Source organism: Paenarthrobacter sp. NPDC089675 (genome assembly GCF_044749185.1).
Lineage (GTDB): Bacteria > Actinomycetota > Actinomycetes > Actinomycetales > Micrococcaceae > Arthrobacter.
This window is the reverse complement of record NZ_JBIVHM010000003.1, coordinates 150,699-175,857: the sequence shown is the minus strand read 5'-3', so window position 1 is coordinate 175,857 and position 25,159 is coordinate 150,699. Positions and strand designations below refer to the sequence as shown.

Here is a 25,159-nt window from a genome sequence, read left to right as displayed (position 1 = left end):
AGTCCGCATTGAAAAGGAACCACCATGCCTCACCCTTCTGCGCCCAAAAACCGCGAAACCCTGCCGGCAGGCGTCTGGGGCGTCGTAGCCACGCCCTTCCAAGGCAGCACACTGGACGTCGACCTGGATAGCCTCGCCGAACTCGTGGAGCACTACGAAAACATCGGAGCAACCGGCCTCACAGTGCTTGGCGTGTTCGGCGAAGCAGCCGCCCTCACGCCGCAGGAACGCCGCGACGTCCTGGAAACCGTGGTCGAATCCACCACCCTCCCCCTGGTGGTGGGCGTGACCGCCTTGGCCACCCGGCCGGCCATCGAGGAAGTCATGGCAGCGCAGGAGGGCGCCGGAACACGCCTGGCCGCGGTCATGGTGCAAGCCAACTCCGCCCGGGCGGAAGCGGTGATCGCCCACCTCGACGCCATCCACCGGGCAACCGGTGCCAGGGTGGTCCTCCAGGACTACCCGCTGGCCAGCGGGGTCAGCATCGCCGCCCCGGCGCTTGCCTCCGTGGTCAACGCCTGCGAGTACGTCATCGCCGTCAAAGCCGAGGCCCCGCCCACCAGCGTGGCGATCGCAGAGCTGAGTGCCGTCGTCGGGGTTTCCATCTTCGGCGGGCTGGGCGGGCAAGGCCTCCTGGACGAACTCATGGCGGGCGCTTCCGGGGCCATGACCGGCTTCTCCTACCCCGAAGCCCTGATCGCCTGTGTGCGGGCGTGGCAGGACGGCGGGTACGAGGCCGCCGAACGTGAACTGCAGCCGTACCTGCCGCTTATCAATTTCGAGCAACAGGCCAAGGTGGCGCTGGCCATCCGCAAGGAATGCCTCCGCGAGCGCGGACTCATCAAGGACTCCGGCGTACGGGCACCCGCGGCCCTCTTCCCCGAAGCCCTGCGGGCCTCCATGGCAGTCCACCTGAAGGAAGCGGCATCGGCACTGGATGCCCGTGCAGTAGGGAGTTTCTGATGGACCTCGGAATCGCAGGGAAAACAGCACTCGTAGCCGCCTCCACCGGCGGACTGGGACTGGCCGTGGCGCGGGCGCTCGCAGCCGAAGGCGTGCGTGTAGCCGTTATAGGACGACGCCGGGACCGTGCCAAGGAGATCGTTGCCGAACTCCAGGCCGCCTACGGGACGGGAGTTCCGGGCAGCGGATCGTTGGAAACCAGCGGCTTTGACGCGGTTGCCATCGAAGCGGACCTTGGCACCCCGGAGGGCATCGAGTCCGCCGCGGACCAGACCGTAGCCAACCTCGGTCCGATCGACATCCTGGTCCTGAACGGCCCAGGACCCAAGCCGGGCGCGGCCGCAACCCTGACCTCGGAGGACATGGGAGCTGCGTTCGACCTCCTCGTCAAGCCACACCATGCCCTCGTTTCGCGGGTGCTTCCCGGCATGCGGGAACGCCGGTGGGGCCGCATCCTCGCGATCGGCTCCAGCGGAGTAACCGCTCCCCTGCCCAACCTGGCCGTTTCCAACACGGGAAGGGCGGCGTTGGCCGGTTACCTCAAGACCCTCGCTGCCGAGGTCGCGCTGGACGACGTCACGGTGAACCTGCTCCTTCCCGGCCGGATTGCCACCGACCGCGTCACCCAGTTGGATCAGGCCGCAGCCAAGCGCCGTGGCACCACGTTGGAGGACATCCAGCTCGAATCCCGCAAGACCATCCCCGCCCGCCGCTATGGAGAACCCGCCGAGTTCGGTGCCGCTGCCGCGTTCCTGTGCAGCGCGCCGGCGTCGTACATCACCGGCGTCGCACTCAGGTGCGACGGCGGCTTGATCCGCAGCCTCTGACCCTTAAGGACCCACAAATGACTTCCACGGCTTTTGACACCAACGTCACCACTATCACCGCCCAACACCTCATCAATGGTCAGTGGCTCGGAGCAGCCACCACAGAACGGATGAACCCGGCACGCCCGGGCGAACTCGCGGCCCTCTCCCCGAGCGGTACGGCCGAGGACGTCGACGCCGCCATCAGCGCCGCCGCAGCAGCACAGCCCGCGTGGGCCGCACTTCCGGCTCCCTCCCGGGGGGCAATCCTCATCACGGCCGGAAACCTGCTGATCGAACGACAGGCAGCGATCGCCGAGGACCTGGTCCGCGAAGAAGGCAAGACCCTGGCCGAGGCCAAGGGCGAGGTCAAGCGGGCTTCGGACGTCCTGCGCTTCTTCGGCTCCCTGGGCTGGGCGGCCACCGGCGAAGTCCTGCCGAGCGGGCTTCCGGACACCACCATCACTACCCGCCGCGAAGCGCTGGGAGTGGTGGGACTCATTACTCCCTGGAATTTCCCCATCGCCATCCCTGCCTGGAAGACCGCCCCTGCCCTGATCAGCGGCAACGCCGTGGTCATCAAACCGGCCGAGCTCACGCCGCTTTCCGCCACGCACCTGGCCCGGGCTCTCCAGGACGCCGGGCTGCCTGCCGGCGTGTTCAACGTCGTCCACGGCAAGGGCCGCGTGGTGGGTGACGCCCTGGCGCGTGATCCGCGCATTGCCGGGCTGTCCTTCACCGGCTCCACCAACGTTGGCCTTGGACTACAGGAAATCCTCAACGCCCGCCGCGCCCGGGTACAGCTGGAAATGGGCGGCAAGAACGGGGTCCTGGTGCTGGATGACGCGGATCCCCGCAAGGCCGCGCAGGTAGTGGCCGCCGGAGCTTTCGGGCTGACGGGTCAGGCCTGCACGGCAACGTCCAGGGTCTATGTCACCCCCGGGATCCGTGAGGCATTCCTCGAAGCGTTGGTGGCCGAAGCCGGAGCGTACAGTCCCGGCGACGGCCTCGGCAGTGTTGATTCGGGCGGAGCCCGAATGGGCGCCGTGGTGAGCCGGCAGCAATTCGAGCAGGACCAGGCAGCGGTGCGCTCCGCCGTCGAGCGCGGTGCCACCCTCCTGCACGGAGATTACGACGGCGACCCGACCGGCGCCCTGTACTTCCCGGCCGCGATTCTCACCGAGCTGCCGTTCGACGACGCAGCGGTGACGGAGGAGATCTTCGGTCCCGTCGTGGCCGTGCTGGAAGTACCTGACTACGACGCCGGGTTGGCCGCCATCAACGATTCACGCTACGGCCTCACAGCAGGCATCTGCACCGACTCGCTTGCGCTGGCAACCGACTTCGCCGCTCGTGCCCAGGCCGGCGTGATCAAGGTCAACCGACCCACCGCGGGCCTGGACCTCAACGTCCCCTTCGGCGGGGTCAAGGACTCCTCCACCAACACGTTCCGCGAACAAGGACGGTCAGCCCTGGACTTCTTCACCTGGGGCAAGACCGTCTACACGGGCGTGTAGTCGGCTATGAGTTACGTGATCGCGCAGCCCTGCGTGGATGTGAAGGACAAGGCGTGCATCGACGAATGCCCTGTCGATTGCATTTACGAGGGCGCGCGTTCCCTCTACATCCACCCGTCCGAATGCGTGGACTGCGGAGCGTGCGATCCCGTGTGCCCCGTGGAAGCCATCTACTTCTCCGAGGACGTCCCGGACGAATGGGCGGACTACGTCAGGGCCAATGCCGAATTCTTCGACGACGGCCCGGGCTCCAACCGCCCTGATGCGGACCACCCCGTGATCGCAGCAGAGCCCCTCGGCATCGCCCAGTTGGGTTAATTCGTGGACGCCGGGGCGAGCCGGTAGCCCACACCGCGGACCGTTTCCAGCCAACGCGGGCTTTGGATGCTGTCGCCCAGCTTCTTGCGCAGGTTCCCCATGTGGACCTCGACGGCGCGTTCGTCGGCGTCGCTGACATAGCTCCCGACGTCGTATGGTTCGTTGCGGAGGCGACGTGCCAGGTCCGCCTTGGTCCGTACGATCCTGCCGGTCTCCAGCAAGGCAACCAGGAGATCAAACTCAGTGCGCGTCAGCTTCAATTCCGTGCCGTTCAGGACCGCGGTGCGGGACCCCGCCGAGACAGCCAGGCCGTTGTGGGTCACTTCAGGATCGTTGTCTTCAGTGCCGGCCTTGGGTTCCGACGACGACGCGCGGGGCCTCCGCATCATGGCCTCCACGCGCGCACGCAACTCGCGGGGGCGGAACGGCTTGGTGAGGTAGTCGTCGCCACCGGCTTCGAGGCCCATGAGCGTATCGAGTTCCTCGGCGCGGGCCGTCAGCATGATGATGTAGGCGTCGGATGACTTGCGGATCTGGCGGGCAACCTCAAAACCGTCGATGTCCGGGAGGCCAAGGTCCAGGGTGATGACGTCGGGATTCAGTTCGCGGGCAGAGGTGACGCCGGCCGATCCTGTAGAGGCAACGTGGACATCAAATCCCGCTTGGGAAAGAACCACCCGTACCAATTCGCGGATATCCTGGTCATCCTCGATTACCAGACCCACACGTACTTCACTCATCGCAGCCCCTCAGCCCCCTTGATAACCCTTCGAAGTATAACCATTATGGTTAGGCTGATCTCATGAAACGTCTTTGTTCCCCTGCCCCGGCGGTTGTGTCATGACCTACCCGACCATGTGGGACTTTGGCGAAAAGAAGAAATTGCTGATATTTCAGCGCTCATTTCACGAACATTCATTGCGGATGCGGGTGGTCCTCAGCCAACTGCCGCTGTCCGTTTGCGTCTGCCTCTCGGCCGTGTTGGTATGGCTCTTCTTCCCGGCAACACTGTCCAACCCGCTCTTCCTCGTTTTCCTGCTGAGCCAGGCGTTCCTGCTTGCGCTCTGTGTCATCGTGCCTTGGCACCGCCTGCCCTTTCCAAGCTTCCTCGTCATCCCCATCCTGGACATGGTGTCCATCGCTTTCGGGCGTGAGGGCGGCCAGGAGGCACTGACAGGGCTCAGCGTCCTGGTGGTGCTTCCCGTCATCTGGCTCTGCGCTTCAGGCCTGTACCCAAAGCTCGCCATCATTCTGTCCTTTATCGGCCCCCTCGGGATTGTTTGGACACCCCTCTTCATCCGAGGCGACCTGACGGAGCAAGACCTCACCAAGCCCCTCTTGTTCCCCATCCTGATTTTGGGCATCGGGGTTTCCGTGAGCGTGCTGACCCTCAGCATGGTGCGGCAGCAGCGGGCACTCGAAGAAAAGGACCACGCACTCAAAGAGGCGCTGGAAGCAAGCACCAAGCAAGAGCGGCTCCTCAACACCGTGATGGAAGCGCTCCCGCTGGGCGTGGTGGCGGTGGACGGGGACGGTCACGACATCCTGATGAACCGCCGGCAGCGGCAGACGCATTCGCTGGCCACTCCGGAGGACAACGACGATCCCAACGAGTCAGAGCTGTTGGTGTTCGATACCGATCGGACCAGCCCCCTGCCTCCCGACCGGCGCCCCGTGCGGAGGGCAGTCCTCGGCGAGCGGTTCACTGACCAACTTGTTTGGTTGGGTACCGGTCCCGAACAGCGCGCATTCACCACCAGCGCAAGGCCCATGCTCGACCAAGCGGGCAACTTCGCCGGCTCAGTGGTGGTGTTCAGCGACGTCACGGACCTCGTCAACGCCTTGGCAGCCAAGGACGAGTTCGTGGCCAACGTGTCCCACGAATTCAGGACACCATTAACGTCCATCCTCGGGTATGTAGAGCTGATCCTCGATGACCCTCACGGGCTGGATCCCAAGTACCGCAAGCAACTGGAAGTGGTGCGGCGAAACGCGGAGCGCCTGCTCACGCTCGTTTCGGACCTGCTCGCAGTGCGCTCCGGGCAGATAGCGATCCAGCCGCACAAGGTGGACATTTCGGAACTGGTCCGTGGAAGCGTCACCTCCGCCGAGCCACGTGCCGCCAAGGCGGGGATTCGTTTGTCCATCGATGTCCCTGAGGCCCTCGAGGCGCGGGTGGATTCGTCCAGGATGTCCCAGGTGCTGGACAACCTGGTTTCCAACGCCATCAAGTATTCGCCCGACGGCGGTGACGTGAAAGTAGCGGCGTGGGAAGACCAGGAGTACGTCTTCTGCCGCGTCACGGACACGGGAATGGGCATGACCGAAGAGGATCAGGCCGAGGTCTTCACCAAGTTCTTCCGCGCGGGTGGCGTCCGCAACAGCGCCATCCCCGGCGTGGGCCTGGGTCTGCCCATCAGCAAAGCCATCGTGGAGGCGCACGGCGGCAGCATCGAGTTGGAAAGCGAACCGGGCCGTGGCACCACCTTCACGGTGCGCGTGCCGTCGTAGCGGTCAGCGCTTGGTTGCCACCACTGCTGCATCACGACGGCGACCGAACAGGAAGTAGCTGACGGGGCCAAAGAAGTTGATAAAGGAAGCTGCTCGCCACAAGACCTTCTTGCCTCTGATCTGCGCGTCAGGTGTACGGGCCAAACTTCGCTGGGCAGCGATCAGCAGGGTCAGGTTCAACGCTCCGCTCAGCATGAGCATGAAGCGCTGGCCGTTGCTCATGTCACGCCACGATTTCTTGCGGGCCATCATGCCTCCATCCAAGGAAATTGATTACTTCTCAGGCTAGTCGGAGGCTACGCGTCCCGCCACAGCCTGCCGGACTACCTCTCCCCACGATTGCTCGGCGAGGTCGTCGATGGCAGCAAGGATCTCCGCGGGCGGCAACGACAGGTCCAGCGGGTACTCGACGATATCGATGTCCGTGTTAAGGATCCGCCGCAGCTTGACCTCTCCCGCACCCGCGTAGACGAGCCACGCCGTAGGGACCCGCAGGGCCGTGCAGTACGCCAACAGCTGGTAATGGTCGGCGTTGAGGGACGCTCCTGCGTCGCCCGCTGCGGTGTACTTGGAGTCGTAGACCACCACGGGCTGGCCGCCCAGGAAATGCACGGCGTCAGGGCGCACAGTGAGCCGGTCGGTGTCCCGCACGGCCTCGTTGAGAAGGGCGCCGTACTGCAACCGCATCTCCCCGGGGTGGGCGCTCATCGCATGGCGCAACGCTGTACCCACGAACTCCTCGAAGACCCGTGCCATATCCACCACGAAGGACGCGGATTGCTGTTTCCCTTCTCCGGCCTCGGCGGAGGCGTTGCGGAGGATCACCTCGGAAAGCCGGAGAACCGGGTGGTACCGGAGGTTCATCCTGCTGGCCCGCCACGGCGGCAGCGGCGCACCGGACTGAAGCCTCGTCACGGCGTCGAGCTTTCCCTTGAGCTGCCGCAGGCGGCTCAAGACGTCAGGCCGTACCCCGGGGACCTGGCCCATCCGTTCCAAGGCAGCCCGAAGAATCCTGTTCTCGGCAATGTCCTCAGTGAACTCGTCGTATGAAACTTCCAGCGGGACCAGCATGCCGGGCCTGCGGGAAATCTGGTCCGATATCCGGATGCGGCCTTTCACCGTGCGCAGCGATTCATCAACCGTGAGGTAGCCCTGCAGGACACCCCGGCTGAGTGCCTTGTCCGCCAAACGCGCCAGTGATTCGGCCAGGGCGCTCCACAAGTCCGGGTGCTCCACGGCTTCCACGGAATGGTCCTGGAATCCCTGGTCCCCGGCGTAGCTCAAGAGGAACAGGAGGCGGCTCAGCCCCAGCCGGTCCTTGGGCCGCACCTCCAACTGGACGGAAGGTGTGCGGACGGAACCCACCTTGCCCACGGGTTCGATCCTGTACAGGCCCATGCCCATCGGGGAAGCCTTGGCCAAACCGCTGGCGTTGATGAACGCGGCGGAGTGGGGATCAAGCTTCTCCACCACGCCGCGGGACAACTCGTCCATCACGATGTGGCGCGGCCCCGCATTCCGCCTGGCGCTTGCCGGAGCCCGCCCCGGGCGGGGCGGGATGGCCTTAGCGGGCAGCAAGACGTCCCAGCAACTGGTCCAGGCCGAAGCGTTCCTCCAGCTGTGCCCTGTTCAGTTGCCCGTGGTAGTGCTCCTCCAACAACGGCATGAGCTCGTACTTCCAGATGCGGCGGAGGCCGGTGGGGGTCTGCGCTGCGTTCTTCATGAAGTAGGACGGCCCGATCATGAGGTCCCTGTCCCAATCGTCGATGGCGGCGTTCAGGGCATCCAGCAGGTCCGCGTTCAGCGTGTCCAGTCCGCGGGCTTCAAGGAAGCGGCGCAGCGAGCCCTTCACGGGTTCCACGTTCGGGTGCAGTTCGATGAAGGCGAAGCGGCGCCGGATGGCCGCATCCATCATGGCAATCGAGCGGTCCGCCGTGTTCATGGTGCCGATGATGTACAGGTTGTCCGGCAGGCTGAAAGGCTCATTCGGGCTGTACTGCAGGTAGATGCGGTCGTCCCGGTACTCCAGCAGGAAGTAGAGCTCGCCGAACACCTTGGCAAGGTTTGCCCGGTTCATCTCATCGATGATCAGGAAGTACGGCTTGTGCGAGTTCTCCGGCTTGGCTGCCTCTTCCGCGAGCCGGCGCAGGGGTCCGGCAACGAGTTTGAAGGACACCTGGCCGTCGTCGGTCTTGTCCGGACGGTAGCCCTCGAAGAAATCCTCGTAAGCGTAGGACGGGTGGAACTGCACCAGCTTGACGCGTTCATCGGTACTGTCTCCCGCGAGTTCCGCGGCGAGATGCTTGGCCAGGTAGGTCTTACCGGTGCCCGGCGGGCCGTATAGGACCAGCTGGCGGTTCTCTTCCAGGAGTTCCGCGATCTCCGTGAGCGGTTCGAGGTCCATGTGCAGCGAGGCCGCGAATTCTTCCGTGAGGGGACGGAATCCCTGCTGGACAACCTCGACGGCGACAGTCGGCGGAGCTTCATCCTCACCATCTGTCTCGGCCTCCACCGGCAGCAGTTCCTGAAGCGCCTGGATCACCCTGGTGACATCCACAATGATGCCCGGTGTGGACAACTGCCGCTGCGCGTGGCGGGGAAGTTCGGTGATGGCGTAGCTGTCATCGAACCAACGGACCTTGCGGCGGATGCGTCGGTTGTCCTGGTCAGGCTCGCCCAGGACCACACCAACGCGGACCCGGCCGCCGTGCTGGTACAGGGTGAGGTCGCCGGGCTTCATGACGGTCAGGAACGCGAAAACGGCTGTCTTGGTATCCTCGCGCTCCACATAGCCGAGGTGTTTGCAATCCTCGTCCACGGCATGCTGGACCACTCCTGCGGTGACACCCGCGTCCAGGGTGCGGAGGTGTTCCACATCCAGGGTGGCTTTCTCCTCGGCCACCCATGACGTCAACAGATCGGCGTTGTCATGGTGGGTGCGGAGAAGCCATGATCGGCGCCCGGGGTCGCCCACCTTCCGCCACTGGCTCACCAGCTGACGGGAATACCAATCGATGCGCTGGCCCGCCTGCTCGTCCAGGTGGAGCCGGATCCGATGGATGTCGGCGGTGATGTCTTCCTCGGTGTCACCCTTGGCACCACCCACCAGCGAGGCGAAGGCATCACGGATTTCGCGGCGCTCCACATCGGCAACTACGGGCTCGAAGTAGCTGGGCCATACCAAGTACTCAATGCTGCGTCGAAGAGCCGGCTGGTCATCCGGAGTGCCGGCGGCCAGTTCATGGAATTTGTGCGGATCCCGCAAAGCCTCGTTGATGGTCTCCGTGCTCTGGCTGTCCACGTGCTCAACAAAGCGGCAGAGCCACGTCAGGTGGTCCCAGATGGTCCAGTTGAACTCGGCAGTCCGGTCACGGATGACGCCGTGGTCCGTCATGCCTTGGTAGAGCTCCTCGGGCAGCTCCACCGGCGGCTCCACCCATGAGGCAGCCTCGGCCACGCGGGCCCGCTTGACGCGCAGGGATTTGACCTCGTGCGCCAGCGGCAACGACTGCAGGAACAGCAACTCCACAGCCAACAATTTGGCCTCGCGGGATGCCCCTTCAAGGTTCTGCCGGAGGTTGGTCATCATGGGCGCTTTGGAGTCCTCGACACCGCGCTCAAGGCGCTCCTGGAGTTCCTTGGCGGCGTCCGAAGTCCACGTCAGAGTCCGCCCGTCCAGCGCCGAGGGTTTACCCTGGAGCGCCGGATGCAGCACGTACCAGGCCGCGTCCTCGATCTCCTTGGAGATTCCCGGGGCGCGGTCAACAGCAGGCATTACGGAGGGGGTGGTCACCATGCCAACTTACCTTGTTTGCTTTAAGTCGGCATCTGGATTTCCACAGGCTTCGTTCAGCTTTTAATGCATCCCGAACCGGTAGGCCGGGGGCACGGCTTCGCCGGGGCAAACCTCCTCCCACAGCTCCGCGATCGCGTCCTCCCCTTCCCGCAAATCCGGAATCTCCACGCCGGCGCGCAGGATCGCGGCGGCTTGGTCTTTGTGTCCCTCCCGGGCGAGCGCGAGCGCCTTAAGGAACGTCAAGCGTCCGGCGCCTGCCCCGTCACGGGGTCCCGCGTCCGCCAAATCCAGCGCCATGGTGGGGTCGCCGTGGCGGACGGCCAGCGTGACTGCTTCCACGAGCAGGGCGGTGGCGGTGGAATCGGTTTCGACACCCGTCCGCAGCTCGGCAAGACCTTCTTCTTCCGCTGCCGCCGCGAGCAAGGCAAGGCCCAGGCCCCGGTACGAAAGTGCCATGGTACGCCGGCGGACCCCCTTGGTCTTGAGTATCTTCAGGTACTCCTCCTCCGCCCCCGCGAGGTCCTGCCGCGCATGCCTCATGGTGGCCAGGTGGAAAGCAGCTTCCGGGCCGTCCTGCCCCTCGAGCAGATCCTCCCAGTCAGCACCGGCAACAAAGGAGGCTGCGCCGTCGAACGGTTGTCCCTTCAGCAGCCCAAGCCATGGTTCCTCCTCAGCGGTGACGCTTTCATTAATAAAGGGCGTGCCGCTTTCGTCGATCCACGCCTTGCCTGACCGTCTCCGCCGGGACCGCTCCACTACTCCCCAGCCGCTGCCGGTCAGCAGCATTTTCGACGGCGGAACGTCGGCGTTGTTGATGGCCGCCGGAAGCATGGCCTCCAACTCCTCGTGGGGCTTCAGTGCTTCGAGCCGCTGCCCGGCGTGTTTCACGGCCGCATCCCAATCCGCACCGTGGGAGACGTCCGCATCGAGGTGCCCGTTGCCGTACGCCTCCACCCATGACCATGCAGCGCCCGGCGGCATCACCAGGTGCTCGAACTGGGTCTGCGCCAGCCCTGCCTGGATCTCCGCGTAAGGCCCCGCCCCGGGGCTCAGCCACTCCTGCCAGCGCTTGCCACCCTGCCCCTGGCCCCACACGAAGAGCTTCTTTCCCCGCAGCAGTCCCGTGGACAACATGGCCAGCCCGTCGCCGTCGTGATCCGAAGCCACCACCCAACGGCGCTCGGACGGATCGATATCGAAGAAGAAGTCCGCGGCGTGCGGGCTGTTGACCAGCCAGGTGCCGTCGTAGCCTTCGTGGGCCGTGGGCCGGACGCGGGTGATGTCCGTGGCGTAGTCACTGCCAAAAGCCTCGTCGGCGGGTGCGATCACGCGTGTCTTGTCAGTCTCCGGAATAGCCGCGTTGCTCCACCAATACATGGGAACCTCGTGGTCGTTGGGGTTGCGGATCCGCACAGCGGCAAACAGCACTTCCGAATCGTCCGGCAGCCAGATATCCACCTGGAACACCACTTCCCGGAGGCGTTCGAATTCCCACATGCGCAGGATGTGCTTGCCGTCGGGGGTGTGCACGAGTGCCGTGTGCAGCGGGTCGCAACTGGTGGGCGAATGGCCGCGGGTTCCGATGTTCCATTCCAGTCCCCCGGCAAACCAGGCCTTCCGGAGTGCGATGTTGGCCAGTTGCGGTGCCCCATGGGTGTGCAGCAGTTGCTTGCCGGTCGTTTTGTCCAAGAGCTCCCAGATGCGGCCGCCCAGGGACGGCAGCACGGTCGCCTTCAGCTTGCTGTTTTCAAGCACGACGGCGGGAAACTCCCTGGGTTGCGCGTCGCGGCTGTAACCGTCCTGCATAAGGTACGGGTACACGTTGGGCACCAATCCGTAACGGGCAGAAGCTTGGAGTTCCTCCGGGATGCCTTCGCCCACGGTGTAGGGCTGGTCCAGCTCGGCGGCGACCACGGGCAACGGGTTCAGCGGCCCAAGGTCAGCCATGCTCAGGGACACGGTGGTGACTGTGAGGTTGGAAGGTGTTGCCACGTCAGTATCCAATCGTGAGGAGGAGCCCGCGGTTCGGCTCCATGGTGATGGTTTGCCCTGCCTCGTAGCGCGCAGCGGTTTGGAAGCCTTCGATGGCCGTCGCTTCCGCGCCTGCAGACCCGAGGTGCGCCGATCCGGCGTCGAAATTCAACTGCACGTCCACAGTTTCCCCGGCCCAGGACGCGAGCGCTACCACCGCTTTTCCTTCCATTTCCCACACAGTGGCGGGAACGTCCGGGTGGCCTGTTTTCACTGGCACGTTCGGATCCCAAAAACCCGTCATGCGGGCGTGCTCCATCCCGGTCCTGGCCCAAAAGTCCCATAGGGGCCCGTTGTCCACGCGGGGAGCCCTGCCCGTCATGCCAAAGACCATCCCACGCCAGGGATTGCCGCCGCCTTCCAGCATCTCGCCCATTAGGCCGAACGGAATTCCGGACATTTCCACCAGCCAGTAATCAGGATCGGTTCCTTCGTAGTCGAAGTACTCTCCCAGCCAGAGCCGGTCCACATAGGGCAACTGCTCCATGTACAGATTGGCCGAGGACGCGTATCCGTCGTGGGCGGTGAACTGATTGGCCGAATGGAGGTCGATTTCCGGGCCGTCCACGCCCCTTTCCCGGCATGCTCTTTCCAGGACTTTCCTGACCCGCAGCATGGTGTTCCGGTCATAGGCGATGTCGTCCAGGTAGATCCCGTCGATCCCGTCCGCACCCTTGGCCAGTTCAGCGAGGCTCCTGACGTAGAAGTTCTCCAGGCGTGAGCCTCCGGTGGTGACCACCGCGATGTCCTCCACGTTCGGCGCGTACCACGCCGAGACGTAGCCGTCCCCGGCATGCTCCTGGAGCCAGATGTGGCCTTTGCCCGGGCCGTCGCTGAACACTTCGTGGTCCAGTTGCAGCATCGGCAGCAGTTCGGGGCTGTGGAATGTCAGCTCGCGAACGGTGTTATAGACCTTGGCCTTGAGCCCGTGCTTGTGGCACTTCGCGATGTAGGTCCGCAGGGTGTCCTCTGTCAGGAGGGGATCGTTGATGTACGGGGCCGCATCCGTGGCGTGGTGTATGTTCACCACCGTCGCACCCGCCTCCGCGATCTTCTCCGGGTCTGCGGGGTGGTGGAAATAGCGCTTGGCCAAGTGCTTGCCGGGTTCGATCGGCTTGAACGGGGTCAGGAGGAGCCGGAAATCGAAGTCCAGTCCTTCGCCGGCACGCAGGGCCCTCGGGCCGCTTGATGCCCTAACGGTCACCGTGTTGTCCGCGGTTCGCATCGTTACTCCGCCGGTCCCCCACGAGACCGGCTCAACCAAGGGCTTTTCACGGTAGAAGTTGGTGTTCAGCGGACGCTCGTAGTGCTGATCGCGCAGCGCTAGTTGCAGCCCCGCGTTGACGCCGCCAAGCCACAGCGCGTCCTGGTTCTTCGTCGCGACCTCCCAACTCCAGTCGAAGGTTTGCGGGCGTCGCCCACCCGGGATACCCAGGCCCATGGCCAGCGGAACTGCCGCCTCGTGAAGCGCAAGCCGCAGCCCGACGTCGGGCACCTCCACCGTCTCCTGCGCGGCCAGCCTCAGCTCGTACCGAACCGCGCCATCGGCGTCGAGCGTTCCTCCCAAACGCAGCGATGCTCCCTGCAAGGACGTCCAGGTGCAGGTCCACGAGACCCGCGCGGGGCCTTCCACCGTGAACTGGATCGGACCGTATAGCCAGTTGACCGCACCGACGTCCAGCACCATGGGCCGGGCCAGGAGCCCGACGGCGGGACCGTCCGTTCCCGTCACTGCTGCGGTGAAGGTGGACGTCACCTGTTCAGGCAGTCCCGAGGCTGCGAGTTTGAGCGTCCGGCCAAGGATGCCCAGCGTTCTGGTGTCCTCGTTGAGGGTGACTGCGGTGAACGGTGCCACGAGTTCTGCATCCTGGGCGATGCTTGAATTTAGCCACGCGAGCCGGCCGAGCAGGCGCGGATCGGTGGGGCGGTTGGTTCCTCCCTCGACATCCAGGGTCACTTCCAGGTGTTGTGCTTCTTCATTGTCGGGGTGGACCGTGACCTTCGCTTTGATGGTGCCAGTGCGTGGAACCGACACCACGACGTACAAAGCTTTCACGGTGCCTGCCGGTATGGTGAGGACTCTCCGCAACGGGTGTCCCAGCCGATCCGTTCCTTCCGTATTGACGCAGTACCCGTTCTCAACCTGCACCCTGACGTTGGCGAGATCCTTGATCGCATAGACCCCCAACTGCACCACATAGTCCTCTCCCGGTGCCGCGGTAGCCCTGAACTCGCTGGCCGGGCCGTTGATGACCCAATGGGCGGGCAGTTGGTCCCGCATGGAGACCGGGTTGGTCCTTTGTTCGGGGAACAGCAGGAAGGCTTTGCCCGCGTGTTCGCCGTGCAGCTTCTTCAGTTCTGCGGCTGTGGCCGTGAAGTTCATGGGGGCGAAGGAGTCGCGTTCGCTGGCCGCCTCATATCGCGTGACGTCTGCGGTCGGCAGGTTTGGTTGGTCAGTCACCTTCCCTGAACTGACGACGGCGGCAACCCAGCCCGGTTCAGCGGACGGCCTCTGCGGGAGGTACTGCGCCTGCGGATAGTGGGCCTTGCCCAGCATGGCGTAAGGCAGGTAGTAGGCGTAGTAGGTTCCTGGCCCGTCAATCGCCTGGAAGACGATGGTCCCCGCGTGTTGCGTGGCTGATTCCACGATGACGTTCCGTACACGTGTCCTGCTGCCCGCCGAAACGACGATGACATCCACGCTCCCCGGATCTTCGTCCTGCCGACGCCAAGGAATCACAATGCGGCGGTCCGCACCCCTGCCATCCTCCGGGACGTCGACGACGAACCGGTGATTGCCGTAGAGGAGCTTGTCCCACGAGCCGACGCCGCAAACCACGTCGGGATGGCCTCCGAACTTGCTTTGCGGTGTGTTCCGGCCAGGGAGTTCCGTGGGTGTGATGGCCGGGGCTGACGGCTCTGGCAGGGGCATCGCTGGGGCTCCTGAAATTGTCTCCGAGGGGTGGAATCACCGAGTTGGTGAATCCTTACATCATTCCGGCGCCCGACTTGGCCTGTAAAGGGTATTGCGATCCGCGATGAGTGGGATTGGGATGTGCCGCGTGCGTGTTGTGTGGAGTGAAATCGGCTTGGCTCAACCGGCCCGAGGAAGTTCGCGTGCAAGCGCCGCGGCAGCTTCGAACGAAGCCGGAGGTATGCGGTTGAACGCTGCATCTGCATCATCGCGGAGAACGTCGTCGGCCAGGACAGTCACCCGCATGGCTCCCTCCTCATCCATGCGCGCACACGCCATGACATCGCCGACCACCCGGCCCCCCAAGCCGCCTCGAGCGTGAGCTGCGAAGAATATCCACCAGCCCACCCCCTCGGAGTCCTTGAAAAGGTATCCGTCCCTGCTGCGGTACGCGCTGCCTTCGATGTCCCGCGTGGAAGCGGCCGTGAAGTCGCCAAAGACTTCGTAATGTATTGAGGGCTTGTCACGGTCACCCAAACCATGGAACGTCATGGCCAGCCGACCCTTCGTTAGCACGCACCTAATATCAGGCTAACCGGCAGTCGGCCCCCGGGTACCCGGCTTTTACGGATCCTTTACGGGAGTGAGCCTACGGATACAAGCAATTAACACACCGAACTATTGACCGGGTGCGGATCACACCTCTAGAGTTCTCTGATATATGAGTCATATGTCACATTTTTCGGCCCGATCTCCAGGTTCTGACCCGGAGGCTCGGCGGGAGGCGGAAGCCCGGACTTCCCCGCCTCCAGGAGCTGTTGCATTTGCGGCGCCGAAATCATCCAGTGAGTCCTATGCGGCCATAGGGGCTGGCCTCCAGCCAGCTGGCATCGTCCACCGGTCACAAAGGGGTGCGGCTGGCGGTCCAGGTAACAGCGTCAGCAGTCTGCGCTGACGTAAGAAGGGAACGAATATCAATGATCCATACGACCAGGACGTCGGCCTCCGTCGACACCTCTTTATCAAACGAGACAAGTTCCAAGTTCAAACGACGCTTCATGGTGCGGCTTGTCGCCGTCTTCATCGGTGGAATGTTCCTTGACGGCTACATCCTCGGAATCATCGGGCCGGTCACCGGATTGATGCGCTCAGACCTCCAGCTTGACGCACTTTCGCTGGGCATGATCGCTGCAGGACCGTTGGTTGGTATCTTCGTCGGCTCCCCGCTGGCCGGCTGGGCTACCGACAAGTTCGGACGCAAGCCCATGTTCCTCGTGGATATGGGTCTGTTCCTGGTCGCCTCGGCGGCCCAGTTCTTCGTGACTTCCGGAGACGGGGCCGTCATCCAACTGGCGGTCATCCGGTTCTTCATGGGCGTTGCGATCGGCGGAGAGTACTCGATCGGCGGGCCACTGCTCTCGGAGTTCTCTCCCCCAAAGCTCCGCGGGCGTTTGCTCGGGTTGACCTTGATCGCCTGGTACGTCGGTTTCATGATGGCATTCATCATCGGCACGATCCTGCACGACGCCGGCACCCCGTGGCGCATCGTCATCGGTACCAGCACCGTACTGGCGGCAATCCTGTTCATCGCCCGTCTGGGCCTCCCCGAATCACCCAGTTGGCTCATCACGAAGGGGCGGCGCGAGGAAGCACTTGCGATCGCACGCAAATACGTCGAATCACCTCAGATGCACAACAGCATCACCGAAGAGATCAACCTGAGGATGGTGCAGGAAGCCCAAGCCGCGAAGGACAGGACCACCATCAAGAATGCGTCCTTCGGGATGCTGTTCTCAAAGCAGTACTGGCGAACCACCCTGTTCACCGCAGGCTTCTGGTTCTGCGCGGTCACTCCTTACTTCGCGATTGCAACGTTCGCGGACGAGGTGCTCAACCAGTTCGGCCTCGGCGGTGGCTGGGCCGGCGGAGTCGGTCTGTCCGCACTGGCAGCCGCGGGTGTTGTTACCACTGTGCTTCTGATCGACAAGCTCGGACGCCGGATCCTCACCGTGCCCGGACAGTGGCTCTGCGCAGGCATCCTGCTGGTCATCGGAGTCTGGGCGGACGCACCGGCGATCCTGATACTCGCCTTGTTCCTGGCCTTCTCATTCTTCAACGCCGGCTACACCACCATGACCCAGGTCTACCCGGCCGAAGTATTCCCCGGCCACCTGCGCGGCATCGGCATGGGCTTCGCCGCGGCCTTCAGCCGTATCGGAGCCGCACTCGGCACCTTTGCCCTGCCATGGGCGATCAGCAACATCGGCATGGGTGCCAGCATGGTGGTAGCCGCCGCCGTCGCATTGCTCGGCGCGATCCTCTCGCAGTGGCTGGCGCCTGAGACGAAGGGTCGCACTCTCGCCGACATCTCAGCCGACTTCTCCCACTGAGGCCACAGCGTCCATCCGAGCGTAGAGCCGGGGTCCCGCCACTTGCGGAACCCCGGCTCTGGCTTTGTCACACGCAATGCTGCAACCAACCATTGCCAAGGTCAGAGGCCGCGCCGCTCAAGGTTCACGGCATTTACCGCAGCCCGGGCCGCCCGCACAGTCTCACGGTCCGTCACTTCGTATGCGGTGGGATCTACGCCGTCCTGGCTGCCCAGCGGCACCGAGCCCTCCGCCAGCGTGGAGACTGCCCGCTTAGCGGAGAGATGAACAGCGGATAGCCCGGCCGAGTGCATCGCGGGAATGTCCGAAAGCTTCAGCCCTCCCCCGGCCATAATCCCGATGGCGCCCGCTGAACGCTCCACGAGCCGGGCCAGCATCCCGAGGCCCTCACCCGCGGTTGCCTCGTGCCCCGATGTGAGGACGCGGTGGAAGCCAAACTCCACCAACCGGTCCAGGACCGCCAATGGATCCCTCGATTGGTCGATGGCGCGATGGAACGTCAGTTGGGCGTCTGCTTTGGTCTGCCTGGCAACGTCCACCAAGCGTTGCACCACCGGAGAGTCCACATCGCCGTCGGGAGTCAGGGCTCCAAGCACTATGCCGTCGGCTCCCAAGCTCAGCAAATGCCGGACTTCGTGGACCATGGTGTCCACCTCCGAGGCGGAGTACCGGAAGTCGCCCGGACGGCAGCGGACCAAGGCATGAATCCCCAATCTGCCGTCCACATGCTCCAAGCCGGCCTCGAGGAGTCCTTGGCTCGGAGTCAAGCCTCCGAGTTCCAAGGCGCTGCAGAGTTCAATCCTGTCAGCGCCCTCGGACGCAGCGGTCCCGGCACCGACGGCGCTCGTCACAGCGATCTCAAGTTCCATGGTGAAACTCTACGTGGGGTCAGGTTGCCTGGTAGGCCTGCAGTTTGCCTTTTTGCTCCGGCGTAAGCCGCAGGACCTGTCCCGTGGCTTCGGAAACGAAAGCCAGGTGCGTACTGGCCTTCACGCAGTCCTCGCGCGTTACCGGGTCCTTAATGACGTAGTGCAGGTCGAAGCTGGCGCCCTTGATGGCACCCACCCAGATTTCCACGATCGCGGGGATGTTCCGATACTCCAAAGTACGGACGTACCGGACTTTGTGCTCCACCACGAGGGTCATCACGCCTTCCCCAACGTCGTTGAAGAGGGCAGCCGGAGGTTCGACGCCGGGCAGCCCGGCACCGGCCGGCGGACCGAAAGCAGCGATACGGGCTTCTTCCAACATGCGGACGATCTGCACATTGTTGATATGGCCGTAGGCATCCATGTCACCCCAGCGCATGGGTACCAGGACCTCGATGCGCCGGGGTGCTTTGGTGCTCAGCTGTGCACCGCCGTCGAATCGTCTACGGTGACCTCACCGGCATCCTCACCGGCAAACTGCGACATGTAGAGGCGGTAATACGCACCCTGCAGTGCAAGCAACTGCGCGTGGTTTCCCTGCTCCACAATCTGTCCGTTTTCCATCACCAGGATGGTGTCGGCGTCGCGGATGGTGGACAGCCGGTGGGCGATCACAAAGCTCGTCCTGTCCGACCTGAGCGCGGCCATGGCCTTTTGCAGCAACAACTCCGTACGGGTGTCCACGGAGCTGGTGGCCTCGTCCAGGATGAGCAAGGACGGATCGGACACGAACGCACGGGCGATGGTGATGAGCTGCTTCTCACCGGCGCTCACATTGTTGCCCTCTTCGTCGATGATCGTTTGGTAGCCATCGGGAAGGGCGCGAACAAAGCGATCCACGTAGGTGGCCTTTGCAGCTTCCATGATCTGTTCTTCGGTGGCGTCCAGGTTGCCGTAGCGGATGTTGTCGTAGATGGTTCCGCCGAAAAGCCACGCGTCCTGGAGCACCATTCCAACCTTGGAGCGAAGCTCCGCCCGGCTGAGCTCCTTGATGTCCACACCGTCCAGGGTGATCCGGCCGGCATTGAGCTCGTAGAAGCGCATCACCAAGTTGACCAAGGTGGTCTTGCCTGCGCCGGTGGGGCCCACAATCGCCACAGTGTGTCCAGGCTCGGCGCTGAAGGAAAGGTCCTCGATCAGTGGCTTGTCCTCGACGTAGCTGAAGGAAACGTGCTCGAACTCCACGTGCCCGTCAGTCTTTGCAGGAAGGTTCTTGGTGCCTGCCTCCGGGACTTCCTCCTCGGCATCGAGGAACTCAAAGACGCGCTCCGCGGAAGCTACGCCGGATTGCAGCATATTGGCCATGCCGGCGATCTGGCCCAGCGGCTGGGTGAACTCGCGGGAGTACTGGATGAAGGCTGTGGCGTCGCCCAGGCTCATGGAGCCCGAGGCAACGCGGAGCCCGCCAACGACGGCGATTCCAACGTAGGACAGGTAGGAAACGAAGTTCATGGCCGGGAAGATGATGCCGGAAACAAACTGCGCGCCGAAGGATGCCTTGTACAGTTCCTCGTTCTTCTCGTCGAAGCGGACCAGCATGTCGGCATCGCGTCCGAACACCTTGACCAGGTCGTGTCCGGAGAAGGACTCCTCAATCTGGCCGTTCAGGGCGCCCGTGTTCTTCCACTGTGCAGCGAACAGTTTCTGGCTGCGGGCACCGATGACGCCGGCCATGATGCCGGACAGCGGAAGGGCGATCAGGGCGATCAGTGCCAGCTCCCAAGACACGATGAACATCATGACGATGATGCCCAGCACGGTGAGGACAGAGCTGACGAGCTGTGCGAACGCTTGCTGGAGTCCCTGCTGGACGTTGTCGACGTCGTTGGTCACGCGCGACAGGATGTCGCCGCGCTGGCGGGTGTCGAAGTAGTTCAACGGCAGGCGGTTGAGCTTTGCTTGAACCTCGTCGCGGAGGTTCTTGATGACCCGCATGACGATCCGATTCAGCAGCCACCCTTGGGCCCACAGGAATATGTTGGCCACAAAGTACATCAGCAGGACGATCGAGATCAGGAACGTCAGCTTGGGGAAATCGATGCCGTTGGTCAGGGTCATCTTCGAGACCATGTCCGCGAGGTTTTCCTGGCCTTGCTGGCGCATGAGGTCAGCGAACTGCTCGGGACTCACACCCGGCGGAAGCTGCTTCCCCACTACACCGCCGAAGATCACGTCCATGGCACTGCCCAGGACCTTGGGAGCGATCACGTTCAGGACCACCGAGACCACCACGAGGCCGATCACGATGAAAACGCCTACGCGCTCCGGTTTCAGCAGGCCCATGAGCCGCTTGGCCGAGGGCCAGAAAGCCTTCGCCTTCTTCGCCGGGAGGCTGCCGAACATGCCGCCATCAGCTTCCGAGGGGACGTACTCCTCCTCTACGGCATCGTCTTCAAGGACATCAGTTGCGACCTCAGCTTCAGCGGAGGCCTTGGCGGTCTTCGCGGCTTCCGCCCTGGCGGCCCAGCCGCGTTTCTTTTGCTGGTCCTGCCCGGTCATGCCACTTCCTCCACGCTCAGCTGTGATTCAACGATTTCCTGGTAAGTGGGCGATGTTTCCAACAGTTCGTCGTGGGTACCGCGGTCCACGATACGTCCGTTGTCCAGGACGAGGATCTCGTCCGCATCCTGGATGGTCGACACCCGCTGGGCCACGATGATGACGGTGGCGTCCTGCGTCTTGGCTTTCAGTGCCTTGCGCAGCCGTGCATCAGTTGCCACGTCCAGGGCGGAGAAGGAATCGTCGAAGAGATACACGTTCGGTTTGGTGACCAAGGCCCGGGCGATGCAGAGCCGCTGGCGCTGGCCGCCGGAAACGTTGGTGCCTCCCTGGGCAATCCGGCGATTCAGGCCGGCGGACTTCTCCTCCACGAAGCCCTTGGCCTGCGCCGTTTCAAGCGCATCCCACAGTTCCTGGTCCGTGGCGTCGGTTTTTCCGAAGCGCAGGTTGTGTTCAATGGTCCCGGAGAACAGGTAGGGCTTCTGTGGAACAGTGGCCACACGGCTGCTGATCTCCGAAGCATCCAACCGGGTGACCGGGACGCCGTCGAGCAGCACTTCACCGGAGGCGACGTCGTAAAGCCGCGGCAGCAGGGACACCAGGGTGGTCTTGCCCGCGCCGGTGGAGCCGATGATGGCCAGGGTCTTACCCGGCTCTGCCGTGAAGGAAATGTTGCTCAGGACGGGCGCCTCGGCACCCGGGTACTTGAAGGTGACGTCCCGGAATTCCACGCGGCCGGTCTTCTCGGCCGGCACCACCGGAGTGGCGGGGTTGTGGATGGAAGGTTCGACGTCGAGCACCTCGCCGATGCGGTCGGCACAGACCGACGCGCGGGGAATCATCATCGCCATGAAGGTACCCATCATGACGGCAATCAGGATCTGCAGGAGGTATTGCAGGAAGGCCGTGAGCGCCCCGACCTGCATATCCCCGGAATCCACACGCTGGCCGCCAAACCACAGCACCGCCGCCGTAGACAGGTGGAGGATCATGCCGATCGCGGGGAACATGAGGACGAACAGGTTGCCGATCTTCACCGAAACTGCCGTGAGGTCCTGGTTGGCGTTGCCGAAGCGCTTGGCCTCGTAGGGTTCGCGGACGAACGCACGGACCACGCGGATGCCGATGATCTGCTCGCGGAGCACCCCGTTGATGGCGTCGATCTTGGCCTGCATGGAGCGGAAGAGCGGCATGAGACGAACCACGAGGTAGCCGACAACGGCAACCAGGAGGGGTACCGAAACCCAGACCAGCCAGGACAGGCTGAGATCTTCCTGCACTGCCATGATGATGCCGCCCACGCACATGATGGGAGTGGAAACCATGAAGTTCAGGCCCATCAGCACCAGCATCTGGACCTGCTGGACATCGTTGGTGCCACGGGTAATCAGTGTGGGAGCGCCAAACTTGTTGACGTCCTGGGCTGAGAAGCTGCTGACTTGGCGGAAGACGCTGCGGCGGAGGTCGCGACCGATCGCCATGGCCGTGCGCGAGCCGAAGTAGACGGCCGCGATGGCGGTGACGACCTGGCCGAGGGCGACGGCGAGCATGAGCGCGCCGGTCCGCCAGATGAAGTCGGTATCGCCGCGGGAAACTCCCTCGTCAATGATTTTGGCATTGAGGCTGGGGAGGTAGAGCGTGGCAATGGTGGACGCCAACTGAAAGATGAGGACGGCCACTATTTGCGGCAAATACGGCTTGGAGTAGCGCCGTATAAGGGTGACAAGCATGCCCACGGATCCTTAGGGAGAGTGCGTGAATGGGTTCAAGAGAGTTCTAGCAGCAGGCGCTGACAGTATTAGCCTCCCTACTCTACGAGTTCGGTTGCCTGCACGAAACAAATTCGGGCAAAGATCATCCCAGCGGAGTAGTTCCCATGCGGGGAGTGCTCCCAAAAGAGCACAAGAGACGGCAAAGCGCCGGCTGGAACAACCAGCCGGCGCTTCTGCTTCAGTAAATTTCAGCCTGCGTGCTTGCCGTGGTCCGATCGGCCCTCGGCGCCTTGCAGGAGCATCAAAGCCATGCGTTCCTGCTGCCGGCGTTCGCGCTTGAGCTCCTTACGCAACGCCTTGAGCTCACTTGCGGTGCGGGCCTGCAGCTCGGCAACGCCCTGCTGCTCGCGGAGGCGGGCCTGCAGTTCAACGTTGGCCCGGCTCAATTGCAGCTGCTGTTCCGCCAGGACGTACTGGGTGCGTGACAGCTGTTCCTGGAGATCCTTGACGTCGGCCGCGCTGTGGGAACGTTCCTGGGTGAGGATCCGGGCAAACTCAAGATCAAGATCCTCGGACGCGCGCTCAGCTCCCCGGTTGCCATCGCTCGGCGACCCCGAACCCGACCCGCCACGGTGACCGCCCTGCACTGCGTCCATGGATGCCGTATCCAGGGACATTCCGGCGTCACCGGAGGCAGTTGCGATGAGTTCCTTCTCCGGCGCAGCATCGACGGTCCGGCGCAGCGGACGTTCCTTGATGAACAGCACCGCAAGGAGCGCCACCACGCTGATGAAGGCGGAGATCAGGAAGATCTGTGCCGTGGCGTCGCCGTAGGCGGCACGCATGATGTCGCGGATCGGTGCGGGCATGTCCGCGAGGTCCATGCTGGCACCCGAGGAACCGCTTTGGACGGGGATGCCGGCCTTGGCCATTCCCTCAACAGCAAGGTCCTTCACGTGGTTGGACATGATGGCGCCCAGGACCGATACGCCGATTGCGCCACCCACAGAGCGGAAGAACGCAACCGATGCGCTTGCCGTACCGATGTCCTTGGCCTGCACAGTGTTCTGTACAGCGAGGACGAGGTTCTGCATCAGCATGCCGAGTCCGAGGCCGAACACGCCGGTGTAGATGGCAACTACCCAGAGTTCGGTGGTGTGGTCCATGGTTCCGGCAAAGGCGAGGCCTCCGATCAGCAGGACGGAACCGGCAACGAGGAACCTCTTCCACTTACCGAACCGGCTGATCAGCACACCCGAAGCCACCGAGCCCACAAGGTTGCCCGCGATCATTGGGAGGGTCAGCAGGCCGGCTTCGGTGGGCGTGGCGCCGCGCGAAACCTGGAAGTACTGGCCGAGGAAGGTGGAGGAACCAAACATGGCGATGCCGACTGCGACGGATGCAAGGATGGCCAGGGCCGTGGTGCGCTCCGAGATGATCTTCAGGGGAATGATCGGCTGGGCAACCTTGGTTTCGACGAAGACCAGCAAGGCGAGCAGGGCCACGCCGCCGCCAACCATGAGTGCGGACTGCCAGGAGACCCAGTCGTAGTACTCGGGGTTGCCGGCGAAGGAAACCCAGATCAGGAGCAGGCTCACGCCTGAAGTCAGCAGGATGGAACCAAGCCAGTCGATCTTGGCGGGGCGTTTGATGTGCTGGATCTTCAACGTGATCTGCAGCAGGATGAGCGCGATCACGGCCAGCGGAACGCAGACGAAGAACGTCCAGCGCCAGCCGAGCGGGCTGTCAACGATGAATCCACCAAGTAGCGGGCCTCCGGCCGTGCCTACTGCCATGACAGCACCCATGTAGCCGGAGTATTTGCCACGGTCGCGCGGCGGGATCATGGAGCCGATGATGGCCTGTGCCAGCGCTGTGAGGCCACCCATGGCGATGCCTTGGATCACGCGGGCGGTCAGCAGCAGCGGAATCGATTCCGAAAGGCCGGCCATGACGGAGCCGGCTACGAAGATGATGATGCTGAGCTGGACCAGGAGCTTCTTGTCGAAGAGGTCCGCGAGCTTGCCCCAGATCGGCGTGGTGGCAGCGTTTGCGAGCAGGGCTGCGGTGATGACCCAGGCAAAGTCGGTCTGGGTGCCCTTGAGCTCGGACATGATGGTGGGAAGCGCGTTCGCCACGATGGTGCTGCTGAGGATCGCGGTGAAGAAGGCAGCAAGGAGGCCGGTGAGGGCTTCCATGATCTGGCGGTGGGTCATCGGCGCTGCGGCGCCGCCGTGCACCGCAGCTGGAGTTTGGACTGCTGGTTTGGCCATTCATTGGCTCCTAAACTGTGAGTTTCGTCGTTGTGGAACCGGCCGCCGTTGCCCGGATTGAGTCTTTGAGGGACGTGCTGAGTTTTTGCAATACCTGTGACGCCTCCAGGGCGTCCTCTTCGCTCCAGTCCGCGAGGTAATCCCGCAGCCGGACGCTCCGTTGTTCTTCGAACTCGCGCAATTTGGCCGCACCGCTCTCGGTCAGGGCCAGGAGCTGTGCCCGGCCATCCGCCGGGTCCGGCCGCCTGGTCACGAAGCCCAGTTCCTCGAGTTCGGCGACGTGGCGGCTGAGCACCGGGGCGCTGACGCCGAGCTTCGCCGCCAGTTGCGTGGCGCGGGTCTCACCCTCGCCAATGAAACGCATCACGCCTTGGACAGCCATTCCGACGTCGGGAACGCGGGCCAGGTGCGCGGTGACCACACAGCGCAGAGTCCGCTGAAGGTCGAAGATTTGATGCACTAGATCGGTTGCAGTGGCAGAACCGACAGACATGTAAAAC

Annotated in this window: 19 protein-coding genes; 6 read left to right on the top strand and 13 right to left on the bottom strand. The window is 63.6% G+C overall.

What is annotated here, in order from left to right; translation table 11 throughout:
* Nucleotides 1-24 precede the first annotated feature (24 nt).
* From ACIPY2_RS08400 to fdxA, 4 genes are read left to right on the top strand one after another with little or no spacing between them, the layout of a single operon-like run.
* The gene (locus ACIPY2_RS08400; RefSeq protein WP_400265918.1) at nucleotides 25-963 is read left to right on the top strand and encodes a dihydrodipicolinate synthase family protein; all 939 of its coding nucleotides are present in this window, start codon (nucleotides 25-27) and stop codon (nucleotides 961-963) included.
* Nucleotides 963-1,790 (top strand): SDR family oxidoreductase, encoded by an 828-nt coding sequence (locus ACIPY2_RS08395; RefSeq protein ID WP_400265917.1) that lies wholly within the window; start codon nucleotides 963-965, stop codon nucleotides 1,788-1,790. Before ACIPY2_RS08400 ends, ACIPY2_RS08395 begins: the two co-directional genes overlap by 1 nt.
* 17 nt (nucleotides 1,791-1,807) lie before the next feature.
* The gene (locus ACIPY2_RS08390; protein WP_400265916.1) at nucleotides 1,808-3,286 is read left to right on the top strand and encodes an aldehyde dehydrogenase family protein; all 1,479 of its coding nucleotides are present in this window, start codon (nucleotides 1,808-1,810) and stop codon (nucleotides 3,284-3,286) included.
* A 6-nt stretch (nucleotides 3,287-3,292) separates the two neighbouring features.
* The gene (gene fdxA, locus ACIPY2_RS08385) at nucleotides 3,293-3,604 is read left to right on the top strand and encodes a ferredoxin (protein WP_400265915.1); all 312 of its coding nucleotides are present in this window, start codon (nucleotides 3,293-3,295) and stop codon (nucleotides 3,602-3,604) included.
* Here the strand turns inward: fdxA and ACIPY2_RS08380 are convergent.
* On the bottom strand, nucleotides 3,601-4,344 hold the full coding sequence (locus tag ACIPY2_RS08380) for a response regulator transcription factor (RefSeq protein WP_400265914.1): 744 nt from the start codon (nucleotides 4,342-4,344) through the stop codon (nucleotides 3,601-3,603). The two genes, fdxA and ACIPY2_RS08380, sit on opposite strands and share 4 nt — an antisense overlap.
* Before the next feature lie 100 nt (nucleotides 4,345-4,444).
* Here ACIPY2_RS08380 and ACIPY2_RS08375 point away from each other — a divergent pair, with 100 nt between their 5' ends.
* Entirely contained in the window at nucleotides 4,445-6,115 is a 1,671-nt protein-coding gene (locus ACIPY2_RS08375; protein ID WP_400265913.1) for a sensor histidine kinase, read from the top strand.
* A gap of 3 nt (nucleotides 6,116-6,118) precedes the next feature.
* Here ACIPY2_RS08375 and ACIPY2_RS08370 read toward each other — a convergent pair whose 3' ends face one another.
* From ACIPY2_RS08370 to ACIPY2_RS08345, 6 genes are all read right to left on the bottom strand, one after another.
* Nucleotides 6,119-6,367 carry a PLDc N-terminal domain-containing protein gene (locus tag ACIPY2_RS08370; RefSeq protein WP_400265912.1) on the bottom strand — a complete coding sequence of 83 codons (249 nt, stop codon included), beginning with the start codon at nucleotides 6,365-6,367 and terminating at the stop codon, nucleotides 6,119-6,121.
* 33 nt (nucleotides 6,368-6,400) lie between these two features.
* Nucleotides 6,401-7,609 carry a restriction endonuclease gene (locus ACIPY2_RS08365; protein ID WP_400265911.1) on the bottom strand — a complete coding sequence of 403 codons (1,209 nt, stop codon included), beginning with the start codon at nucleotides 7,607-7,609 and terminating at the stop codon, nucleotides 6,401-6,403.
* 70 nt (nucleotides 7,610-7,679) lie between these two features.
* Nucleotides 7,680-9,911, bottom strand: a complete 2,232-nt coding sequence (locus ACIPY2_RS08360) for an McrB family protein (RefSeq protein WP_400265910.1) — start codon at nucleotides 9,909-9,911, stop codon at nucleotides 7,680-7,682.
* A gap of 60 nt (nucleotides 9,912-9,971) precedes the next feature.
* Nucleotides 9,972-11,903, bottom strand: coding sequence for a DUF5107 domain-containing protein (locus ACIPY2_RS08355; protein ID WP_400265909.1), 1,932 nt, complete (start codon nucleotides 11,901-11,903; stop codon nucleotides 9,972-9,974).
* A gap of 1 nt (nucleotide 11,904) precedes the next feature.
* Nucleotides 11,905-14,874: a glycoside hydrolase domain-containing protein gene (locus tag ACIPY2_RS08350; protein WP_400265908.1), complete on the bottom strand. Its 2,970-nt coding sequence runs from the start codon at nucleotides 14,872-14,874 to the stop codon at nucleotides 11,905-11,907.
* Between the two features lie 162 nt (nucleotides 14,875-15,036).
* The gene (locus tag ACIPY2_RS08345; RefSeq protein WP_400265907.1) at nucleotides 15,037-15,432 is read right to left on the bottom strand and encodes a hypothetical protein; all 396 of its coding nucleotides are present in this window, start codon (nucleotides 15,430-15,432) and stop codon (nucleotides 15,037-15,039) included.
* Between the two features lie 482 nt (nucleotides 15,433-15,914).
* Between ACIPY2_RS08345 and ACIPY2_RS08340 the strand changes: the two genes are divergently transcribed.
* Nucleotides 15,915-17,246 (top strand): MFS transporter, encoded by a 1,332-nt coding sequence (locus ACIPY2_RS08340; protein ID WP_400265906.1) that lies wholly within the window; start codon nucleotides 15,915-15,917, stop codon nucleotides 17,244-17,246.
* A gap of 101 nt (nucleotides 17,247-17,347) precedes the next feature.
* Here the strand turns inward: ACIPY2_RS08340 and ACIPY2_RS08335 are convergent, their stop codons facing one another.
* From ACIPY2_RS08335 to ACIPY2_RS08310, 6 genes are all read right to left on the bottom strand, one after another.
* Nucleotides 17,348-18,115 carry a copper homeostasis protein CutC gene (locus tag ACIPY2_RS08335; RefSeq protein ID WP_400265905.1) on the bottom strand — a complete coding sequence of 256 codons (768 nt, stop codon included), beginning with the start codon at nucleotides 18,113-18,115 and terminating at the stop codon, nucleotides 17,348-17,350.
* Nucleotides 18,116-18,134: 19 nt separating this feature from the next.
* A complete protein-coding gene (locus ACIPY2_RS08330; RefSeq protein ID WP_400265904.1) occupies nucleotides 18,135-18,554 on the bottom strand; it encodes an acyl-CoA thioesterase in 420 nt (139 codons plus the stop codon).
* A 38-nt stretch (nucleotides 18,555-18,592) separates the two neighbouring features.
* Entirely contained in the window at nucleotides 18,593-20,674 is a 2,082-nt protein-coding gene (locus ACIPY2_RS08325) for an ABC transporter ATP-binding protein (RefSeq protein ID WP_400265903.1), read from the bottom strand.
* Nucleotides 20,671-22,404: an ABC transporter ATP-binding protein gene (locus ACIPY2_RS08320; protein ID WP_400265902.1), complete on the bottom strand. Its 1,734-nt coding sequence runs from the start codon at nucleotides 22,402-22,404 to the stop codon at nucleotides 20,671-20,673. Before ACIPY2_RS08320 ends, ACIPY2_RS08325 begins: the two co-directional genes overlap by 4 nt.
* A gap of 230 nt (nucleotides 22,405-22,634) precedes the next feature.
* Nucleotides 22,635-24,659, bottom strand: a complete 2,025-nt coding sequence (locus tag ACIPY2_RS08315; protein ID WP_400265901.1) for an MFS transporter — start codon at nucleotides 24,657-24,659, stop codon at nucleotides 22,635-22,637.
* Nucleotides 24,660-24,669: 10 nt separating this feature from the next.
* Nucleotides 24,670-25,152 carry a MarR family transcriptional regulator gene (locus tag ACIPY2_RS08310; RefSeq protein WP_347110040.1) on the bottom strand — a complete coding sequence of 161 codons (483 nt, stop codon included), beginning with the start codon at nucleotides 25,150-25,152 and terminating at the stop codon, nucleotides 24,670-24,672.
* Nucleotides 25,153-25,159: the final 7 nt, after the last annotated feature.

What these genes read in the sequence shown, in the direction of transcription:
- ACIPY2_RS08400 (WP_400265918.1), top strand. Translation starts at nt 25, where the DNA reads ATGCCTCACCCTTCTGCGCCCAAAAACCGCGAAACCCTGCCGGCAGGC.
- ACIPY2_RS08395 (WP_400265917.1), top strand. Translation starts at nt 963, where the DNA reads ATGGACCTCGGAATCGCAGGGAAAACAGCACTCGTAGCCGCCTCCACC.
- ACIPY2_RS08390 (WP_400265916.1), top strand. Translation starts at nt 1,808, where the DNA reads ATGACTTCCACGGCTTTTGACACCAACGTCACCACTATCACCGCCCAA.
- fdxA (WP_400265915.1), top strand. Translation starts at nt 3,293, where the DNA reads ATGAGTTACGTGATCGCGCAGCCCTGCGTGGATGTGAAGGACAAGGCG.
- ACIPY2_RS08380 (WP_400265914.1), bottom strand. Translation starts at nt 4,344, where the DNA reads ATGAGTGAAGTACGTGTGGGTCTGGTAATCGAGGATGACCAGGATATC.
- ACIPY2_RS08375 (WP_400265913.1), top strand. Translation starts at nt 4,445, where the DNA reads ATGACCTACCCGACCATGTGGGACTTTGGCGAAAAGAAGAAATTGCTG.
- ACIPY2_RS08370 (WP_400265912.1), bottom strand. Translation starts at nt 6,367, where the DNA reads ATGATGGCCCGCAAGAAATCGTGGCGTGACATGAGCAACGGCCAGCGC.
- ACIPY2_RS08365 (WP_400265911.1), bottom strand. Translation starts at nt 7,609, where the DNA reads ATGGACGAGTTGTCCCGCGGCGTGGTGGAGAAGCTTGATCCCCACTCC.
- ACIPY2_RS08360 (WP_400265910.1), bottom strand. Translation starts at nt 9,911, where the DNA reads ATGGTGACCACCCCCTCCGTAATGCCTGCTGTTGACCGCGCCCCGGGA.
- ACIPY2_RS08350 (WP_400265908.1), bottom strand. Translation starts at nt 14,874, where the DNA reads ATGCCCCTGCCAGAGCCGTCAGCCCCGGCCATCACACCCACGGAACTC.
- ACIPY2_RS08340 (WP_400265906.1), top strand. Translation starts at nt 15,915, where the DNA reads ATGGTGCGGCTTGTCGCCGTCTTCATCGGTGGAATGTTCCTTGACGGC.
- ACIPY2_RS08335 (WP_400265905.1), bottom strand. Translation starts at nt 18,115, where the DNA reads ATGGAACTTGAGATCGCTGTGACGAGCGCCGTCGGTGCCGGGACCGCT.
- ACIPY2_RS08330 (WP_400265904.1), bottom strand. Translation starts at nt 18,554, where the DNA reads ATGCGCTGGGGTGACATGGATGCCTACGGCCATATCAACAATGTGCAG.
- ACIPY2_RS08325 (WP_400265903.1), bottom strand. Translation starts at nt 20,674, where the DNA reads ATGACCGGGCAGGACCAGCAAAAGAAACGCGGCTGGGCCGCCAGGGCG.
- ACIPY2_RS08320 (WP_400265902.1), bottom strand. Translation starts at nt 22,404, where the DNA reads ATGCTTGTCACCCTTATACGGCGCTACTCCAAGCCGTATTTGCCGCAA.
- ACIPY2_RS08315 (WP_400265901.1), bottom strand. Translation starts at nt 24,659, where the DNA reads ATGGCCAAACCAGCAGTCCAAACTCCAGCTGCGGTGCACGGCGGCGCC.
- ACIPY2_RS08310 (WP_347110040.1), bottom strand. Translation starts at nt 25,152, where the DNA reads ATGTCTGTCGGTTCTGCCACTGCAACCGATCTAGTGCATCAAATCTTC.